18 protein-coding genes and 4 pseudogenes are annotated in these 17,815 nt (G+C 55.5%); 12 read left to right on the top strand and 10 right to left on the bottom strand.

Annotated elements, in window-relative coordinates; all coding sequences use genetic code 11:
- Positions 1-6: 6 nt before the first annotated feature.
- A pseudogene (gene tnpB / locus PR017_RS19230) lies at positions 7-354 on the bottom strand (IS66 family insertion sequence element accessory protein TnpB).
- Positions 351-761, bottom strand: coding sequence for an IS66-like element accessory protein TnpA (tnpA, locus tag PR017_RS19225; protein WP_111219109.1), 411 nt, complete (start codon positions 759-761; stop codon positions 351-353). The pseudogene tnpB (PR017_RS19230) and the gene tnpA (PR017_RS19225) overlap by 4 nt, the downstream one beginning before the upstream one ends.
- A gap of 34 nt (positions 762-795) precedes the next feature.
- Here tnpA (PR017_RS19225) and PR017_RS19220 point away from each other — a divergent pair, with 34 nt between their 5' ends.
- The 3 genes from PR017_RS19220 to PR017_RS19210 all read left to right on the top strand — a co-directional run bounded on the left by PR017_RS19220 (position 796) and on the right by PR017_RS19210 (position 3,154).
- Positions 796-1,047, top strand: coding sequence for a hypothetical protein (locus PR017_RS19220; RefSeq protein ID WP_111219111.1), 252 nt, complete (start codon positions 796-798; stop codon positions 1,045-1,047).
- Positions 1,048-1,083: 36 nt separating this feature from the next.
- Positions 1,084-1,847, top strand: a protein-coding gene (locus tag PR017_RS19215; protein WP_111219113.1) for an IS5 family transposase whose coding sequence is annotated in 2 segments (ribosomal slippage) — positions 1,084-1,399 and positions 1,399-1,847 — 765 coding nt in all. Because the reading frame shifts where the segments join, the coding sequence is not laid out codon by codon here.
- 80 nt (positions 1,848-1,927) lie between these two features.
- Positions 1,928-3,154: an IS701 family transposase gene (locus PR017_RS19210; protein WP_111219125.1), complete on the top strand. Its 1,227-nt coding sequence runs from the start codon at positions 1,928-1,930 to the stop codon at positions 3,152-3,154.
- A gap of 580 nt (positions 3,155-3,734) precedes the next feature.
- On the opposite strand, the gene PR017_RS19205 is transcribed toward PR017_RS19210, so the two are convergent.
- Both PR017_RS19205 and PR017_RS19200 read right to left on the bottom strand, forming a co-directional pair.
- Complete coding sequence (locus tag PR017_RS19205) at positions 3,735-4,772, bottom strand: IS110 family RNA-guided transposase (protein ID WP_111223039.1); 1,038 nt, start codon at positions 4,770-4,772, stop codon at positions 3,735-3,737.
- A 105-nt stretch (positions 4,773-4,877) separates the two neighbouring features.
- A complete protein-coding gene (locus PR017_RS19200) occupies positions 4,878-5,696 on the bottom strand; it encodes an IS5 family transposase (RefSeq protein WP_279619552.1) in 819 nt (272 codons plus the stop codon).
- Positions 5,697-6,213: 517 nt separating this feature from the next.
- On the opposite strand from PR017_RS19200, the gene PR017_RS19195 reads away from it, so the two are divergent.
- The 3 genes and pseudogenes from PR017_RS19195 to PR017_RS19185 form a co-directional block, all read left to right on the top strand.
- Positions 6,214-6,909, top strand: a complete 696-nt coding sequence (locus PR017_RS19195) for a hypothetical protein (protein ID WP_133255644.1) — start codon at positions 6,214-6,216, stop codon at positions 6,907-6,909.
- 135 nt (positions 6,910-7,044) lie between these two features.
- The gene (locus tag PR017_RS19190) at positions 7,045-7,524 is read left to right on the top strand and encodes a hypothetical protein (protein WP_133255643.1); all 480 of its coding nucleotides are present in this window, start codon (positions 7,045-7,047) and stop codon (positions 7,522-7,524) included.
- Between the two features lie 92 nt (positions 7,525-7,616).
- Positions 7,617-7,811, top strand: a pseudogene (locus PR017_RS19185) (transposase); the annotation flags it as partial.
- A gap of 12 nt (positions 7,812-7,823) precedes the next feature.
- Here the strand turns inward: PR017_RS19185 and PR017_RS19180 are convergent.
- The 4 genes from PR017_RS19180 to tnpA (PR017_RS19165) are packed head-to-tail and all read right to left on the bottom strand — an operon-like array spanning position 7,824 to position 10,536.
- Positions 7,824-8,123, bottom strand: coding sequence for a hypothetical protein (locus PR017_RS19180; RefSeq protein WP_111222039.1), 300 nt, complete (start codon positions 8,121-8,123; stop codon positions 7,824-7,826).
- Positions 8,123-9,760 carry an IS66 family transposase gene (tnpC, locus tag PR017_RS19175; protein ID WP_111222040.1) on the bottom strand — a complete coding sequence of 546 codons (1,638 nt, stop codon included), beginning with the start codon at positions 9,758-9,760 and terminating at the stop codon, positions 8,123-8,125. Before tnpC ends, PR017_RS19180 begins: the two co-directional genes overlap by 1 nt.
- A gap of 60 nt (positions 9,761-9,820) precedes the next feature.
- Entirely contained in the window at positions 9,821-10,171 is a 351-nt protein-coding gene (tnpB, locus tag PR017_RS19170; protein ID WP_111222041.1) for an IS66 family insertion sequence element accessory protein TnpB, read from the bottom strand.
- Complete coding sequence (gene tnpA, locus PR017_RS19165) at positions 10,168-10,536, bottom strand: IS66-like element accessory protein TnpA (protein WP_279619540.1); 369 nt, start codon at positions 10,534-10,536, stop codon at positions 10,168-10,170. Before tnpA (PR017_RS19165) ends, tnpB (PR017_RS19170) begins: the two co-directional genes overlap by 4 nt.
- 98 nt (positions 10,537-10,634) lie before the next feature.
- Here tnpA (PR017_RS19165) and PR017_RS19160 point away from each other — a divergent pair.
- A pseudogene (locus tag PR017_RS19160) lies at positions 10,635-10,919 on the top strand (transposase); the annotation flags it as partial.
- Positions 10,920-11,184: 265 nt separating this feature from the next.
- Here the strand turns inward: PR017_RS19160 and PR017_RS19155 are convergent.
- Both PR017_RS19155 and PR017_RS19150 read right to left on the bottom strand, forming a co-directional pair.
- Complete coding sequence (locus PR017_RS19155; RefSeq protein ID WP_111221261.1) at positions 11,185-12,222, bottom strand: IS110 family RNA-guided transposase; 1,038 nt, start codon at positions 12,220-12,222, stop codon at positions 11,185-11,187.
- Between the two features lie 235 nt (positions 12,223-12,457).
- Positions 12,458-12,664 (bottom strand): annotated as a pseudogene (locus PR017_RS19150) (transposase); the annotation flags it as partial.
- Between the two features lie 709 nt (positions 12,665-13,373).
- Between PR017_RS19150 and PR017_RS19145 the strand changes: the two are divergent.
- From PR017_RS19145 to PR017_RS19130, 5 genes are all read left to right on the top strand, one after another.
- Entirely contained in the window at positions 13,374-14,108 is a 735-nt protein-coding gene (locus PR017_RS19145) for a response regulator (protein ID WP_111221260.1), read from the top strand.
- Positions 14,105-15,436 carry a HAMP domain-containing sensor histidine kinase gene (locus PR017_RS19140; protein ID WP_111221259.1) on the top strand — a complete coding sequence of 444 codons (1,332 nt, stop codon included), beginning with the start codon at positions 14,105-14,107 and terminating at the stop codon, positions 15,434-15,436. The genes PR017_RS19145 and PR017_RS19140 overlap by 4 nt, the downstream gene beginning before the upstream one ends.
- Positions 15,437-15,655: 219 nt before the next feature.
- The gene (locus tag PR017_RS19135) at positions 15,656-16,231 is read left to right on the top strand and encodes an isochorismatase family protein (protein ID WP_206423195.1); all 576 of its coding nucleotides are present in this window, start codon (positions 15,656-15,658) and stop codon (positions 16,229-16,231) included.
- Between the two features lie 251 nt (positions 16,232-16,482).
- A complete protein-coding gene (locus tag PR017_RS28470; protein ID WP_423228425.1) occupies positions 16,483-16,725 on the top strand; it encodes a cupin domain-containing protein in 243 nt (80 codons plus the stop codon).
- A gap of 234 nt (positions 16,726-16,959) precedes the next feature.
- Positions 16,960-17,640: a DUF3313 domain-containing protein gene (locus PR017_RS19130; RefSeq protein WP_240539048.1), complete on the top strand. Its 681-nt coding sequence runs from the start codon at positions 16,960-16,962 to the stop codon at positions 17,638-17,640.
- The last annotated feature ends 175 nt before the right edge of the window (positions 17,641-17,815 follow it).

Genomic DNA, 17,815 nt, shown 5'->3' with positions numbered 1-17,815 from the left:
TTTTGCTCATCCGGCTGAGGTCGGTCTCCAAGTTTTTTGTGGCATCCGCCAGTCGATACCTTCCAGCAAATAACCAAGCTGCCCAGGGGTAATCACGACCGTCCCATCGGCCGCCGACGGCCATATGAAGCGTCCCCGTTCCAGCTTCTTCGTGAACAGTCATGCTCCCTGGCCATCATGCCAGATGACCTTGATCAGGCCACCGCCACGACCGCGGAAGACGAACAGATGCCCGCACATCGGATCGCGCTTCAGCGTCTCTTACACCATCAGCGACAGACCGGGAAAGCCTTTGCGCATGTCCGTATGGCCGGTTGCCAACCAGACCTTCACACCAGCAGGAACAGGGATCATCGCCGGCCCAGTACACAATCGAGAATGCGGCCAAGTGCCTCCGTGTCGATGTCGCTGTCCACGCGGACACGACGACCGCGGCCCAGCTCAATCATCACATCGCTACGCTTCCGGCGGGACTGCGATGGGGCTGGCGCTTCTAAGGCGGCGGGCTGGGCTGCCGGCGCGGCCTCCGAAACGATCACGGGCACCAAGGTGCTCGATACCTGCTTCGACGGCTCCTCGATCCGGCAGAGTTCCTTGCGCCACCGAAAGAGCTGGCTAACGTGGATGCCGGCCGTACGGGCAATCTCGGAAAGAACCGCACCAGGCTCAAGGCAGGCTGCAACCAGCCGCTCTTTGTCCTCGAGAGACCAGCGCCGACGGCGCTCGACAGACGTGATCACTTCAATCGGATGCTTGGTCATAGGTCTACTCCTAGTGTTTGCACTAGGACTTCCGATGTTCGCATCAACCTCGCAAGACGGCCCTCACCGTGGGCTTACGTCGCAGCGGGGGAGCGACGGCAAGCTCTATGTCAGTGATTTTTCCCTGACGCCAATTTTCGATGAGGATGGTACGGTCGCTTTCCTTATGCCGGAAGCTAATGACATAACGGCGTTAAAAACCACTCAGGAGGAGTTGGTACGCCGCGAGCGAGAAATCCGCTCGCTAGGCCGCGCACTCATAAACGGGGTTTGCAAATCAGCCTGATTTTGATTCATTGAGGCTTTGATTTGGAGGCCTTTCATGACCCGTCGCCGGTTTGATCTCACCGATTTCGAGTGGTCTGTGATCCAGCCTTTATTGCCGAACAAGCCGCGTGGCGTGCCACGCGTTGACGACCGCCGTGTGATCAACGGTATTTTGTGGCGTTTCCGGACAGGCTCGCCCTGGGCAGACGTTCCGGACCGATATGGCCCATACACAACTTGCTACAACCGGTTCGTTCGGTGGCGCAAAGCGGGTGTCTGGGACCATGTTTTGGGCGAGATTTCCAAGGCCTTCGATGGCGATATCGTCATGATCGACAGTTCCTGTGTCCGTGTCCATCAACATGCGGCCACGGGAAAAAGGGGGATCAAGACGATGGCAGCATGGGACGTTCCCGTGGCGGCCTGACCACCAAGATCCACGCCGTTGTCGATGCAGAAGGCCGACCGGTCCGTCTGGCACTCACAGCCGGGCAAGCCCATGACGGTCGCATGGCTGAGCCGATGTTAAAGGATATATCCAAAGGTGCGATTCTGCTGGCGGACAAGGCTTACAACACCAATGCGATAAGAACATTGGCAAAGCAGAAGCAGGCCTGGGCCAACATCCCTGCCAAGAACAATCGAAAGCAAAGCTTCCCTTTCAGCCAATGGGTTTACCGACAGCGAAATCCCGTCGAGCGTTTCTTCAGCAAACTCAAACAGTTCAGAGGCATCGCAACGCGCTATGACAAAGACCCCCTGAACTTTCTGGCCGCCGTAAAATTGGCAGCAGCAAGAATCTGGATCAGATCGTTATGAGTCTACGGCCTAGCACTACTTTGGCAGATTCGGGCAAGCCTGGTTTGAGATGATTTGCGCTCTCACTTTTGGGGCGCGATATGGCGGATTGGGATATAGAGCTTTCAGCATTTTTGCAGCCGTTTCTGGAGAAGCTTGGACACAAGAAACGGCGACAGATGTGTCCACTTTATGTGTCGGGGCTTATCGGTCCCGGAGACCGCAAGAGTATTGAGCCGATGGCGGAACGGTTCGCTCCAGGCCAGTACGACCGTCTCCACCATTTCATTTCCGACGGCCTTTGGGATGCTGTTCCTCTTGAGGCCGAGCTCGCGCTGCAGGCGGACAGGATCGTTGGCGCATCCGATGCGTTTCTGGTGATTGATGACACCGGCCTGCCGAAGAAGGGGGATCATTCCGTCGGAGTAGCGCCGCAATACGCCTCGATGCTGGGCAAGAGAGCAAATTGCCAGACGCTGGTGTCAGTGACGCTTGCGCGAGACGAGGTGCCGGTCCCGGTTGGCCTGCGTCTGTTCCTGCCGGATAGCTGGATCGGTGATCAGGAGCGCATGGCGAAGGCTGGGGTCCCAGACGACATGCGGACCTCTCGCACGAAGCCGGAGATTGCTCTTGCCGAGATCGATCGGTTGATCGTGACCGGTGTCCGGTTTGGCACAGTGCTGGCTGACGCAGGTTACGGCCTGTCGGCTGCGTTCCGAAAGGGCTTAAGTGAACGTGGCCTCACTTGGGCGGTCGGTATCCCCAAGCATCAGAAGGTTTATCCCGATGATGTTGGATTGATCTTTTCCGTCTCCGGTCATGGCCGTCCTCGCAAACATTCGATCCCCGACACCCTTTCGGTTGCCGCCGAAACGATGTTGGCATCTGCAAGCTGGAAGAAGGTCAGTTGGCGCCGCGGCACAAAAGGTCGCCTGACCGCACGGTTTGCAGCATTGCGCATCCGGATCGCCGATGGCACGCCGCAGCGCATCTATGACAAGGGACAGCAGCACATGCCGGGCGAAGCGGCCTGGCTAGTTGGCGAATGGCGATCAAACGACGAGCGCAAATACTACCTGTCCAATTTGCCGGTCGATGCGACATTGAAAGTGCTGGCGGCCGCGATCAAGGCGAGATGGGTCTGCGAACAGGCGCATCAGCAGATGAAAGAGGAGCTCGGTCTCGATCACTTCGAGGGCCGATCGTGGCAAGGCCTACATCGGCACGCTCTGATGACGATGATCGCTTATGCTTTTCTCCAGCACCAGAGATTGCAAACTGCAAAGCGGGAAAAAAAAGAAGCGACGAGTTCGCTGTGGGCCGCCTGAACCGACCTTGCCAGCCGTCCGTCGAGCCGTGATCAATGCGCTTACTATACCGCCAGCACAGATCCGATGTCCGCACTGTCAACAACACTTTCATAGCAAAAATTCAATTCTGCCAAAGTAGTGCTAGTCGAACATACGGCCGACGGCATTGTCCGCTACGACCGCAATTTCCGGAGGGTGTTCATCAACCAGCCCATGGGGTTTTTCAAGGGGGCCTCGGCTGATCGGTTCTTTGGAACGACCCTAGACGAAGTCTCCACGTTACGCGAGTTGCGCGCTTACAAGCGCCATCTAAGAGTCTTCTCTGATTGGGGTCGTTGAAGTCAAGCTGCTCCCGATCTAAATTTCGGATCATACCGCCCCGCGGGTCACTCGCTTCTCTTCGCGGTCGGCGCGTGGCCGCCGCATGATGGGGTCAGGAAGGCAAGGTGTCCCAATCTGTTTCACGACCTTGGGGTTTTCGCCCTCAGGTTCGAGACTCTAAACGAGATCACCTTGCCCATCGTCCCCACGGGAACGATCCGATTTGCCTTTCAGGCAGAACTTGCTGTTTGTGCCTTTTCCCTCCGGTTGTTCATCATCAGGCTGCTGCGAGGTCGGCCTGCTTTCCGAAACGGAATTCGGAACCGTCGCACCACATGCGATGCAGGATCACCGCAAGTTTTCGGGCGACTGCGACGCGTGCCCGCGCCATGCCGCGGCGCTCGGCAATGCTCGTGCCCCAGGCCCTGAGGCTCGACCATTTTTTCGACCGCACCAGCAGCGAATGAGCTGCTTCATAAAGCGCGGTTCGAGCGATTTCGTCACCACATCGGCTGATCCGACCCTGGATGTCGGTCTCGCCGGATTGATAGCGCGACGGCGTCAGGCCGAGATGGGCACCGACATCGCGCGACCGACGGAACCGGTCTGGGCGATCGATGGTGGCACGGAAGGCCAACGCGGTGATCGGTCCTACGCCGGGCACACTCATCAGCCGACGACATGTCATCTCACCTTTGGCAACGTCGAGCACCTGTTTCGTCAGTTGGGCGAACTGTTCCAGCATCGTGGCAAGCACGGCCAATAGCGGCTCGACCAGCGCCATCACCAGCGGATCGCTGTTCGCTATCTGGCGCGCCTTTCCTGCAAAGTCTGCCCGACTTGGCGTCCCAAGCTTGATGCCGCCCTCCCGCAGAATGGCGCGCACCACATTCTCGATCGAGCGCATCTCGTTCATCACCGTCCGGCGTGCGACCAGAAGCGAGCGCCACAGCCGGCATTGGCGGCTCTTGACATGCACCTGCTGGAACCAACCGGTGCGCATGATCTGTGCCAAGGCGCGTGCATCATTGCGATCGGTCTTGTTGGGCATCGTCGTCATTGCCGCATTGGCCTGGCGCGTCTCGATGCAAATCGCTGCCAATCCCGCGCCCCGCAACCCGTCATGCAGCCAGGCCGTCAGCGAGCACGCTTCAAGGCCAATGCGCTCCATTGGCAGACCAATATCCTCAAGTGCTGCGATCAACGCCTGCGGCTCACTCGCCGCCCGCGTCTCCCTCACGATCCGGCCGGTCTCGTCGACGATACAGATCGATGTTTCTTCCAAAGACACGTCCATTCCAGCATAGTACATCATGGCTGCTTCCTTTCGATGCTTGTGGCCGATCAACACGGACCACGTTCTAACATCCTCAAGGGGAGCAGCCACACCCGCGGCGCAGACCCCAATCACCCCATCTGTTCAAGAAAGCGGGTATCGAGCGAGCCTTCTTGTCATGAGCTTGATCATTGCTGTTTGGATGAAGGCTAGGCTTGTGGCCGAGAAACGCTCGAAATCCTTTGCCATTCGGCGGTCTATGCCGAGCCAAGCCAGCGTTCGTTCGACAATCCATCGCTTCGGTAGCACCTGGAAACCGGCCTGGTTTCGTTTGATAATCTCCATCGGTCGCGGGCTGGCCTCTTCAACCGTTGTGCCCTGATAGCCGCCGTCGCCACAGATTTTCTCGATAAAGGGAAAACGGTTGGCGAGCCTGTCGAAAACAAGTGCTGCTCCATCACGATCCTGAATTCCTGCCGAGTGGACCTCGGCTTTCAGAAGCATGCCAAGAGTATCGACCAGAATGTGCCGCTTGCGGCCCTTGATCTTCTTACCCGCATCATAGCCAATATCGAGACGAGCATCCGGGCCGGTCTTCACTGATTGGCTATCGATGATGGCAAATGACGGTTGCTCTTCTCGCCCCTCAAGCTGCCGCGTTCGGCAGTAGAGCGCGTCATGGATACGACGCCACGTCCCGTCCCGGCAAAACCGGTTGAAATAATGGTAGACCGTGCTTTTCGGTGGAAAATCATGCGGCAGCAATGCCCATTGGCAGCCTGACTGCAGCAGATAAAAAATCGCGTCCATCACCGCCCGAAGCGACGTCTTGCGTCTGCGGCCCAGTCGAGGCTGCCTCGGCATGAAGGGCTCGATCAAGCTCCACTCACGGTCATTCAGATCACTTGCGTAGCGCATGCGGCTTCTGTCATGGTGACGCCGGGTGAAGGGTGTCCAGGCCATTCGATCTCTCCGTATTTGTCGCAAAATACAAAGAATCTGATTGCCGCCCTTCACTCAACCCCGCGCACGCCCGCCATTCTTGAACAGACACTAAGAAATCAGGATTAGTCGGCATAGAGGGTACACTTTAAAAAGCAGTTGGTTAATTTTTAACTGCTTATATTGCATCCACTGCACCAGACTGCTGCGAAGTTTTATTCTGAAATGTTGCGATCTGTTGCGACCAATTGCCTCTGTGGGCGTAATTCATTTGTAGTGACAGAATCCGGTACAAATTTCGAAGAATTGGGATCGAGAACTTCTGACGTCGTGAGCGCCTGATGAGCTTCTCAGACAAACAGACGTCTTCAAGTCATGCGATGCAAGAAACAGCCACCGGTTCAGCGACAACGTGGGTTAAACACGCATGTGCCATCTCTACCGCAACATAACCCAACAAATTAGAACATTCGAAAACAGGTGTCCTTGATACGATCCAAGTTACAAGCCCATCCCGAGGCTGAAGAGGACTCCCAAAATGACTTTCGAGCCAGATGCCAAGTTACCCGTTCAAGGAAGTCTTTCACGGGTAAATGCACTCGACTTAAACGCGGAAAGAGTTTGGACGTACCAACACACGATCGATCTTGGACAGCATCCGCGTTTCGCACTTTCGGGCACATGGATCAGGTTAAGTGCCTGTGCTCTTATCATTGGCGTATCGTCCGCAGCGGCCTATACCACTCAGTGGCACGGAGCCGCCAATCCGCCTGCCGCAAGACCAAGCATCCACACTGCTTCGCTGCACGGGGGCGTCAAGCCTACAGGGCTGATGGCTGCTATCGATTCTTCGCCAGCGCGCGGGGCCAGCACCTCGCCTTTCCCCCTGGCGCCTGTGGTCGCTATTCCATTTTCAAAACCGGCGAACTACGCCTTCGACAAAATTGCCTCTCCACGCGCCAATAAACCAACTTCCCCGATCAAGAGACCTTCTAATCTCGAGGTACTCAAGGAATGTGGTTCAAAATGTCAAAGGCGAGATCACCAAGCCGTAGGTTCAATCCGGCACGGTCAGGTTTCCAACAACGCGCTACTGACGAAGGGCGATGAGGCCGGTCGAGGCTTTCGCCCTCTTCAGCAAGCTCAATATGTGCTGGAGCAAACCGCTGCTGTGCCTTGGCTGGCGATCGAGACGGGTCGCAACGCCATTAGGTCTATCGCGGATCTGGATTGAGCAGCGCGCGGATTGGCAGCGCCACAATCCGTCGCGTTGCACCGCCGCCGCAAAGCTCAAAACAAAACCGAATAAGATCGAACACACCGTTGAGCTGAGAACAGCTAAGCTCATTTCATAAAAAGGAGTAGGTCTGTGACGCTGCACTCAGATGTTAAATACCGTAACCCAATCCTCGTCTTTCTTGCTAGAAATGGGGCGGATGTAATTTTATCGCAGCTGAAGACCCATGGATATATGGCCGTTGCTGTTTACACCATCCCCGAACTATTCGACGCACTGCGCTCTGGCGGTTATGCTCTGGTCGTGACAACGCGTCCGGGCATAGCAATGGTTCGCAATATAAAGCTCACCCCGGTGTTGAACCTGGAGGTCTTTTTCTACGATGTAATCCTTGGTGACGGCAGTGTCCACGCTTCAAAGCAATTCGACGGCAAAGCGTTCATGGAGCGTATTCAAATTTCAAACGTTCCTCGGTCCACGCGAAAAAGCTCCCAGCCTGATCTTTCTAAATCGGGTCGCAACCTCAGAAAAGCTCGAAGGACAATTGGTAGATGGTGGCGTGCTGCAAAATCTTCGTTCTGCAACCGCGCACCTGTCGGCGAGAAGCAATGAACAGCATCAGAAACAAGATGCTGGCGGAAAACGAACATGGTGAACATACTGCGCAGGTGCAGCTTTAGGCGAAGCATCAAGAAGCTTTAGAAACAGTGGAGCTGCGCATTCCCAAGCTGCGAACAGGTAGCTATTTCCCGAGTTTCCTGGAACCACGCCGCATGGCCGAGAAGGCTCTGACGGCCGTCATACAAGAGGCCTATATCCAGGGCATCTCGACGCGATCGGTCGATGACCTCGTAAAGGCCATGGGCATGTCGGGCATTTCGAAGGTATCCATCCGGCGAGGGCCGCAGGGGTTATGATTTCGGCTCGTCTGCCATGATGCGTTCGATCTTTCCCTGATCGCATTGCTCGTCGATGAGGAATTGGCGGATACCACCATCCCAGGTGCGGATATCGGCGAGGAATTCCTGCAAGCTTTCGATCCCGCGTTCGGTGAAGGTCGTGATGCCCTCTTCGCTTCCATCGTGGGTGTGGATCATCTCGCCGTAGTCGATGTTGTCGGAGTTGCTGGCGACTTGCTGGATGAGTTCAATGTTCTCGCCGATCAGCGAGGCGACATAGTCGATCGTGTAGACATGCGTCGGGCGCGCCATCAGGCTGCTTTCTGACGGACATGGCCTGCGGAAGACCAGTTCCATGGCAACAGTTCCGGCAGCCTTGATACGGGGATGCCAGGCATGCGAGCGAGTACGTCCGCCAGCCAGGCCTGCGGATCGATGTCGTTCATCTTGGCGGTGACGATCAGAGAATACATGAAGGCGGCACGCTCGCCTCCTCGCTGGGAGCCGGCGAATAGCCAGGACTTTCTTCCGAGAGCAATCCCGCGCAGGGCCCGCTCGGCCGCATTGTTGGTCAGACATAGCCTGCCGTCATCGAGGAACCGGGTGAAGGCCTCCCAGCGTCCCTCCTTATCGAACATGTAGTTGATCGCCTTGGCGACGGGATTGTGCTTCGACATCTGAGCGTGTTGCGCTCTGAGCCAGTCGTACAAATCCTCGACGCGTGGGCGAGCATGCTCCTGCCGAGCGGCAAGCCGTTCCTCGACGGACATGCCGTTTATGCCGCGCTCGATGTCGAAGAGCGCGTCAATGCGGGCAACGGCTTCAAGCGCGACAGGCGATATCTCATGGGCTGGCTTGCCCTTGCGTACGTTGCCGGCGATATCTGCCAGTTCGAAGAACTTGCGCCGCGCATGGCTCCAACAAAGTGCACTCCTGACCGGCCCCGGACTTCGATCGGCACGATAGAGATCGTTATAGCCTCCGTAGGCATCGGCTTGCAGGATGCCATGCCACCCGGCGAGATGCCGATTGGGATGGGTCTTCTCGCGATCGGGTGAGAAGTAGAAGAGCGCTGCGGGCGGTGCGCCGCCCGCAAACGGACGATCATCGCGCACGTAGGTCCATAACCTTGCCTGCCGTGTTGCGCCCCTGGCCAGGAGCGGCACGGTGGTGTCGTCACCATGCAGCCGTTCGGCTGCCAGTACATGGGCGCGGATCAGGTCATGGATCGGCTGCAGGGCGGTCGCGCAGGCTCCGACCTGGTCGGCCAACGTGGAGAGGCTGAGATCGACGCCTTCCTTGGCGTAGCGCTCGGCTTGGCGATTCAATGGCTGATGCTGGCCGAACTTCTCGAACAGGATCGTGGCGAGCAAGTTGGGACCTGCCCATCCCCGCGGTGTCGCATGGAACGGGGCCGGTGACTGGCTGATCTTCTCGCAATCCCGGCAGGTGAACTTCTCTCGCACCGTCTGGATCACTTTCCACTGCCGCGGGATCGCCTCCAGCGTCTCAGTGATGTCTTCGCCCATCTTCACGATCCTGGTCGAGCCGCAGCAGGTGCAGGTCGACGGAGCTTCGATGATCATGCGCTCACGTGGCAGGTGCTCAGGAAACGGCTTACGGGCCGGCCGGCGGCGTTCGAAGGCGGAGACATTTGTGATCTTCGCTGCCACGCGGTCAGCTGCGATCTCGTCTTCGGTGGCATCAGCTTCGAGTTCCTCGAGCTGCAATTCCATCTGGTCGATTAACCGAGCGCGCCGTTCCGAACTTTGTCCGTACTGTTCGCGGCGCATTTTTGCGATCTCAAGCTTCAGGTGCCGGATCATCGCCTCAGAGGTTGTCACGACGGCGCGCACCTGCGCGAGATTGGCCTCGGCGGAGGCAGCACGCGCCTCGGACGCCGCAAGCGCGGCGCGCAATCTGGCTATCTCCGAAGCAGCGTCATCCATGGCCAAAAGCTATCATGAAAAATGCCGAAAGCCCAACAAAAACAGCGCAAATAGAGGCGATCAACCTGCCTTGGAAGGGCGTTGCGTCCAACGCGGATTACGCCAATCGATCCCTTCCAGGAGGTAGCCCAACTGCGCCGTCGACACTGGCACGGCAGAGCCGTTATGGCTGACCGGCCAGATGAACTTGCCAGCCTCAAGGCGCTTTATATAAAGCGACATTCCGACGCCGTCGTGCCACAGGACCTTGATCAGGTCACCCTTGCGGCCGCGAAAGCAGAAGACCTCACCGCCATGAGGATCGCGGCCAAGGCCTTCCTGCACCTTCAGCGCCAGGCTGTTCATGCCGCAACGCATGTCCGTCACGCCACCCGCGATCCACACCTTCACCCCGGCTGGAAAAGCGATCATGACGCATCCAGGATCGGTAGCAGTCGGGCAAGAATGGTCGGATCAAGCGAGGCCGGGATCGTCAGCCGCCGGCCGTTCGGCAGGCCGATCTCGATCGTCTTGTCGTCTTCAGACCGCGGCGGTGAGTTCATCTCGGAAGATGCCCCCGGCGGCGAAATCGAAAGCGGTACGAAGCCCGTTGACGCGGAAACGTTCAAAAGCCCGCTCCGATATTGACGACGCCAGGCTGTCAGCAACGATCGCGACAATCCATAGCGCCGTGCTGTCACTGAACCCTGCCGAAAACCCTGCAGGCTCTCCTCGACGATCCGGACCTTCTCTTCGTCCGACCAATCCCGCCGGCGACCAAGATCATCGGCGGACAAGACCTCAATGGGTGATATGATTGTAGCGCATGACATAAGGCATGGACTTAAAGCCAATCAGCAAATCACGGCAGACGGCCTTCGGCGGAGGGATACCAGCGTTTGCCCAGGAGACGCCGGAGGCTGCCAGCACGCAATGGCGCAATGTCGCCGACCAAATCAGGCCGAAGGTGCCAAAACTTGCCAATCTGATGGATGAGGCAGAGAACGATGTGCTGGCCTATATGACCTTTCCCAAGCAGCATTGGGCGAAGCTGCATTCGACAAATCCCATCGAACGCCTAAACGGTGAGATCAAGCGCCGCACCGAGGTGGTTGGCATCTTTCCAAACGAGGATGCCATCATTCGGCTCGTCGGCGCTCTGCTCCTCGAGCAGAACGATGTGTATGGACCGCTCCCGGTTTGCAAGGTGCAATTTGAACGTCACGGCAGACACGGTGCTTGCGTTCGTGTATCCGGCCTGTCTATGCGAGCCTCTCGGCCGCTGGCCTTGATGGTATTCGCGGATCGGCGGCCAGACAAATGGACGAGCTCATATGGCTCGCATCGTTTCATGGGCCTTTGCCGAACCCGGATCATACCGGTTTGCCATCACATTCGCTTACCCTCGCAAGCCAGCACTGTTTATAGGAACAGTGCTGAAGCTGTTACGCTGCAGACGGTGCAGCAGCAATTGGTTTGCGGTACTTCTCTTCACGCGTCAGCATTGCCCACAAGGCGCGTGCCGTTTTGTGCGCGACGGCGACGGCGGTGACGTTGGTCGGTCTGCGTGCCGCCAGTGCAAGCAGCCACGGACGAGGCGTCACATTTTTGCGGAACAGCGTACCGACAATCGCTCTTGCGCCATGGATTAGAAGCGCCCGCAGATATCGGTCGCCTCCTTTACTGATCCTTCCGATCCTCTCTTTTTTCCCGCTCGCATGTATCCTTGGGGTCAATCCAAGCCAGGCCGCAAAATGCCGCGCCGACTGGAACTGACGACCATCTCCCACAGCTGCTACGATAGCACTCGCTGTGATAGGGCCAACACCTGGCGCAGTCGCCAGTCGAAGGCTGTCTTCGTTGCTCTTATGCCACTCGACAATCTGTCGTTCGACAGCAGCAATCTGTTCTTCGAGTACATCGATATGATCAAACAGGGTATTGATAGCTTGGCAGGCGATTTCTGGTAGGTGGTCTGGTGTCATTGCGTTCATGCGCTGCCGCAACTCTGACATGCGGTAGCGGCCTTTTGATGTGATAAGCCCAAACTCACCAACCAATCCCCGCACAGCGTTGATCGATGCTGTTCGTTGCCGAACCAGCAATGAACGAGACCGATGCAAAACGAGCACTGCCTGCTGATCTCGGGTCTTGATCGGAACAAAGCGCATGCTTGGTCGACCCGCCGCCTCACATATCGCCTCTGCGTCTGCCGCGTCGGTCTTATTCCGTTTAACGTAGGGTTTGACATATTGCGGCGGAATGAGCCGAACGTCGTGTCCCAACCTCACCAGCTCCCGAGCCCAGTGATGAGCGCTTGAGCATGCTTCCATCGCGATCGAACAAGGCGGCAGCTTAGCAAAAAACGCCAACAATTCGCTGCGTCCAAGGCGACGGCGAAGAACAGTTTGGCCGGCAGCATCGACGCCGTGAGCTTGAAAGACTGTTTTTGCGAGATCGAGACCAACAGTAACAACAGGCATGGGATGACTCCTTCTTGGCTAAAAAACAGCCGCCATCTTCGCTGAGGGAAAGGGAGCGGTCCATGCCATCAAATGGGCCGTCCAGCGGTCCCGCTATATGACGCTGGAAACAATCGCCCAAATGAGCGATGATCCCCTCATCAGCATGCCAGCAGTGGCTCGTTGATATTCCCTCCGGCCAAGACCGGGATATGCCGTGGATGTCAAAAGCTACACCACGCTACGGGACACGATCTCCGGCTCGCGTTTCCCAGTCGCGATCGCGGTAGCCATTGCGCTGGGCGAGACGAAGCGCTGTCTTCTCGCCATAGCCAGCACCCGTCGCGGCCCCAACTTCCAGTGCCATCAGCTTCTCGGCGGCAAAGCCAATCATCTCGCGCAGGAAATCCGCATCGGCTCTCTTCTCAACAAGCGAGCGCAGGTTCATCATGTCGTCGGTCATCGGTGGTGTCCTTCAGGTTGGTCATAAGCAACCCGACCCTACCGGAAAACACCGATGGCTATGAAACCCAGATACACCACGCGCTGGGACACGATCCTTTAGAAAATCGATTTTGCGTCTCCTTCGACTTTGGATACGTTTCCGATTTCGGCACTGAAGGGGGAGATTCTACTGTATGGGGTATGTATCGTTGTGTTCTGGGCGATAGGAGCGGCTTCAATAAGTGGATACGTGATTACGGCACTATTTCTCCTTGTCACCGTCGGGCACCTCGGCAAATGCTGGTTTTGCCTTCTATAGCGGAATTAATGATAGCGTCCTGTTGCGGCGCTACGCGTCAGCGCTGCTACTCACTGCATTCTTTCGCCTGGTGGTCGGGAGAGCTTGCGACAATCAACGGTTCTCATCGGCATTGAGAAACGCGGCGAGATCAATCTATCGTCGTAATTCGAGGCATCCTCCCCACCTCCAACAACATATCTCAACATCTTCAAATGTAATTTCATGCAACAGCCGGCGGCTTTCGCGGTAACTACTGAGAAATACGCTGAGATTGTACATGCAGCTTGAGGCGTCGGATCGTTAACGCTCCTGATGTATCGAGCGCGACAAGGGCAGTCGGGCGCGGAAAACAAAACGAAATGACTAGCTGCGTGCCTGGTGGCATAATGCTGGACTCGCAATTCAGTCAAAGGCAGAATACCCCAATATGGCATATGAAATGGCGATCTCGGATCAGACCAACGTGCTCGTCGTTGAAGATGACTTAGCCATCGCCGACATGCTTGTTGAGCTGATTAGGGGAGGCGGCTTCCAAGCAATGTCTGCAGGCAGCGGCGCGGACATGGACAAGCTTTTGCTTCACCATTCTTTCGACCTTATCGTGCTTGACGCAATGCTTCCCGGTGAGGACGGGTTTAGCATTTGCAGACGGCTCCGTTCGTCAAGTTCTCTGCCAATACTGATGCTAACAGCGATGCGGGAAGACATTGATCGAGTTCTGGGATTAGAGCTTGGAGCTGATGACTACGTTACCAAGCCATTTAATTCGCGTGAACTGATGGCGCGGATCAAAAGCATCTTGAGACGAAGCGCACGCGGACGGGAGGCTGAGCCTGATCTTGCCCCAATGACGTTTTCAGGCTGGCGCATCGACCCGAAAAGTCGACAGCTACAAGATCCGGATGGGGTGCAGGTATCCATGACGACAGCCGAATTCGAAATCCTTCTGGCATTCTGCTCCCATCCAAACAAGGTGCTCAATCGCGAACAGCTCCTTTCAATGACACATGCAGGATCTGCTGGGCCAGTTGAGCGCAGCATTGATGCACACATCAGTCGCGTGCGACAGAAGATTGAGCCAAACCTGAAAGATCCGACCTTTATCAAGACCGTCCGGCTTGGCGGTTATTTATTCGCATCTCGAGTTGAGCGGGTAATTTGAGAAACCTTCGAAGAGCCTCCATACAACGGCAGATACTCATTCTAGCGACTATGCTCGTTATTTTGGTTTCGATAGTTGCCATGTTTACAGAGCCTTTCATTTACGGCCGGCAAGATCGCGAGTTTCAGAATGGGCTGTTCGCCGGAAGAGCAGAAGCACTGTTCCTACAGTTCAAAGATGCTAAAACACTGCAGCAAGAGGATGCTGTTCTTGCTGCGGCGGCGAGCATGGATGTTGCTGTCGAAAAGTTGCCGGCGGAAGAGCAGTTAACCTGGCAAGGAAATATTCTTTCCCATGAAGAACTCGTTTCGCGAGCTAAAGCGCTAACGGCCGGAAATATACTGACATCAATCAAGCACTTGTTCTCCGCGCAAGCCAAGCCGAATGTGCTGGCAGTGCGCGTTGACTATGGGCGTGTTCTTGTTTTCCGGATACCAGTGTTTCCCGCTGAAGTCTGGTTTGCGCCGGCCGTCGCCAGCGGGCTTTTAAAGATTGTAGTTCCTTTGCTTGTTCTCGCCTATTTTAGCGGCTTGCTGATCACCAACCCTTTGCGGCGGTTCGCGGCGGCGGCAAAGCGTGTGAGTATGGATGACGATACTCATGAGCCGTTCGAAGCGGACGGCGCATTGGAGATCCGTAGCTTGGCGGAATCGCTGAACGTAATGCGTAACAGGATCCAAAGCATGGTAGAATACCGTACCCGCGTTCTCAGCTCCGTAGGGCATGATCTAAGAACGCCGCTGACCCGACTGAAGATGCGTATCGAGCGTTGCTTCGAGCCCGAACTCAGGCATCTTATGCTGACCGATGTTACTACATTGGTGTTTATGGTGGACGAATGCCTGGCATATTTTAATGATCCGTCTGATACTGAGAAAGCGCGCAAAGTCGACCTCTCCAGTCTGCTACAAACAATCGCTTCCGACTTTCAAGATGCAGGGATTGACGTTGATTATATAGGCCCCAGAAAATTGACCCACACCTGCAAGCCTCAAGCTTTGACCCGAGCATTGACAAATTTAATTGAGAATGGATCCCGCTACGCGGCACGCATAGAACTGAGACTCAATACGAATGATCAGGGTGAGGTCGAAATTCGCGTTTGTGACAACGGCCCCGGCCTACCGGACGAACTCAAGGAAAAAGTGTTGGAACCATTCTTTAAGGCAGATGAATCCCGCCAAATTGGCGCAAAAAGAGGGCTTGGTCTTGGTCTTACGATCGCGCAAGGTATCGTGGTTAAAGGCCACTCCGGTCGCTTCTCTCTCTCTGACGGCGTGCCGCACGGCCTAATAATTGTTATATGCCTTCCGGTTGTCCCAAAATAGAAGCTCCCATACAGTTGGGGCTGCGACCGAATAAAAGGCGCTCGCAAGAGGCTTGGGCGAATTCGGATAAAGATTGGCAGGCTTTGCTGAATATGGGGTTGAGGGGGTGCTGTTGCACGATGTGATATATTCCTGCCATGACAAACAGGTTGTATTGACAGGTAACGATTCGCACTCACACGATTGGCGACCGGATAATTGCTTTAATAGGAGTCAGTCTTGAGGCACATTGTATTGGCGCCGTCGACCACCGCGCTTTTGGTCATAGACCTGCAGGAAGGCATATTGCAAAGAGCAATTGCGCCGCACTCTTCTGAAACTGTGGTGACAAATGCTGCAGCTCTCGCCAAGGCGGTCGCGTCATTCGGCGGTTTGACGGTTCGCGTCAAAATGGACTTTTCCAAACTGCCGGGCCAACCGACAGACGCGCAGAGTCGGATGCCAGACCCGCTACCACTACGTTTTTCCGAATTTTCGTGGGCTGTATGCAGCTTGAGCGGACCTGTCGTGACCAAGCGCCAATGGGGCGCGTTTCACGACACTGAATTAGATATATTGCTAAACAGGGGCGGTATCACAGCCGTCATAATAGCTGGGATTGCCACAAATTTTGGTGTCGAAAGCACAGCACGCGAGGCGTGGCAGCACGGGTACTCAGTCATAATTGCGGAGGACGGATGCTCAAGCCTAAGTAGAGAAATGCACGAGTTTACAGTCCACAGAATTTTTCCAGCAATCGCGCGTGTGCGATCAACAGGGGAAATCATTCACTCGATCAACGAAGCAAAGCGGTAAATCCCTCCATCCCGTGATTAGGCGTTTTGCTCGATTTACGGAGGACGAAGCAATGTGTAAGAAGTATCTAGTCTATCGGCGATTACGGTAATGCGGGTAACAGGTTAGGCGTTTGACAGGAGATCAAACTGAAAGTTCAAATTCTCGCAGTCGAAAAGTCTGTAGTTTTGCGAAATCAGGGAAAAAAATCTGAGCAAATCCTATGTCAGGATAATTCCCCAGACGCACAGGTGACCATCACCAGAGTGACCATGAAGCCAGGCGCAGTTTCAGCTCGACATAGTCACCCCAACTCAGAACAGACTTGGTTGATAGAAGCTGGCCAAGGAATGCTGTTGCTTGAAGACGACCAATCCATCCCTCTCAGTGCCGGTGAAATCGTTAGGACACCGCCATGCGTCGTTCATGGTATTGAAAATACTGGAGAGGAAGCTTTGGTTTATCTCGCTATCACCACGCCACCAGAGGACATGCGGAAGTATTACGAAGGGTAGGTAAGTCACACGCTGAGGCTGGGGATGTATAGCTCCCAGGGGGCAACATCTTACTTCCAACGTATGTACTTCGGCGTTTTGAACAGATTACGGTGTCGTGCTGCCACGCACCTGGACTGCCGGGAAATGCACAAATCTTTCTGTCGAACATTTTTGAACATTTCAAATAACACCGCAACATTCAGACAGCTAAGTTGGCCACGGCAGAGATGCCATCGACCTTGGAGCCAACATTTGAAAACTCTATTATTCGCCATTTCGCTAGCCGCGTTGTCTTCTATCATATCTGGGTGCACCACGGCAGATCCGACGCCCTACTCAGGACTTGCATCTAGGTCTCAGCTTCGCTCAAACACCGAGGACAAATCTGGTCGGGTGCCGTACCGCTTCTCAACTACCGTTGACTGGCGGCAGTACACCAAGATCATCATTGATCCGGTCACCATTTACCGGGGTGAGGACAATCAGTTCGTCAAGCTCACAAACGCTGACAAGTCGGTCCTTGCCGACTACATGCAGAATGTCTTTACGTCGCGACTGAAGACGAGGTTTGCAGTTGTCAAGAGCCCTGGTCCCCAGACCGTTAGACTGCACCTGACGCTGACCGGAGCGAAGGACACCACACCCATTCTCGGACCGCTCTCACATTTGGATGTCGGCGGCGTCGTGGTCAACACTGCGCAGGCCGTTCGAGGCCGGGAAGGGACAATGGCTGGGTCAGTGAGCTACGCCGTTGAGATTTACGATTCCAGTACCAGTCGCCTGTTGTCTTCTTACGTCACCAAGCAATATCCGATGGCAATGAACGCTGGTGCGACGTTTGTGCGCTTGAAGGGTTCAAAAATTGGCATCGAAAGGGGAGCAGACTCTCTAATTGATCAAATGGCAAAGCCGCTAGTGATGCCTGAGAATTAGCAGCGGCTAATCGTTAAGCCGTTGACGGTCGTACTTGAAATCGCCAGCGATAGTGTTTGTTTGAATATGGCCCTGGTGCCTCTACCCGCTGAATTCAGAAACCATTTTCTCATCCAGAAAACGATACTGTCTCGTTTATCTTGTTTTTGGTTGATGTGGCCTGACTTCTCTCCAT

This window comes from Rhizobium tumorigenes (genome assembly GCF_003240565.2).
GTDB classification, from domain to species: domain Bacteria; phylum Pseudomonadota; class Alphaproteobacteria; order Rhizobiales; family Rhizobiaceae; genus Rhizobium; species Rhizobium tumorigenes.
The sequence above is the reverse complement of the archived record's forward strand: the minus strand, read 5'-3'. Positions and strand labels throughout refer to the sequence as shown.

What these genes read in the sequence shown, in the direction of transcription:
- tnpA (WP_111219109.1), bottom strand. Translation starts at nt 761, where the DNA reads ATGACCAAGCATCCGATTGAAGTGATCACGTCTGTCGAGCGCCGTCGG.
- PR017_RS19220 (WP_111219111.1), top strand. Translation starts at nt 796, where the DNA reads ATGTTCGCATCAACCTCGCAAGACGGCCCTCACCGTGGGCTTACGTCG.
- PR017_RS19210 (WP_111219125.1), top strand. Translation starts at nt 1,928, where the DNA reads ATGGCGGATTGGGATATAGAGCTTTCAGCATTTTTGCAGCCGTTTCTG.
- PR017_RS19205 (WP_111223039.1), bottom strand. Translation starts at nt 4,772, where the DNA reads ATGATGTACTATGCTGGAATGGACGTGTCTTTGGAAGAAACATCGATC.
- PR017_RS19200 (WP_279619552.1), bottom strand. Translation starts at nt 5,696, where the DNA reads ATGGCCTGGACACCCTTCACCCGGCGTCACCATGACAGAAGCCGCATG.
- PR017_RS19195 (WP_133255644.1), top strand. Translation starts at nt 6,214, where the DNA reads ATGACTTTCGAGCCAGATGCCAAGTTACCCGTTCAAGGAAGTCTTTCA.
- PR017_RS19180 (WP_111222039.1), bottom strand. Translation starts at nt 8,123, where the DNA reads ATGGCGCGCCCGACGCATGTCTACACGATCGACTATGTCGCCTCGCTG.
- tnpC (WP_111222040.1), bottom strand. Translation starts at nt 9,760, where the DNA reads ATGGATGACGCTGCTTCGGAGATAGCCAGATTGCGCGCCGCGCTTGCG.
- tnpB (WP_111222041.1), bottom strand. Translation starts at nt 10,171, where the DNA reads ATGATCGCTTTTCCAGCCGGGGTGAAGGTGTGGATCGCGGGTGGCGTG.
- PR017_RS19155 (WP_111221261.1), bottom strand. Translation starts at nt 12,222, where the DNA reads ATGCCTGTTGTTACTGTTGGTCTCGATCTCGCAAAAACAGTCTTTCAA.
- PR017_RS19145 (WP_111221260.1), top strand. Translation starts at nt 13,374, where the DNA reads ATGGCATATGAAATGGCGATCTCGGATCAGACCAACGTGCTCGTCGTT.
- PR017_RS28470 (WP_423228425.1), top strand. Translation starts at nt 16,483, where the DNA reads ATGAAGCCAGGCGCAGTTTCAGCTCGACATAGTCACCCCAACTCAGAA.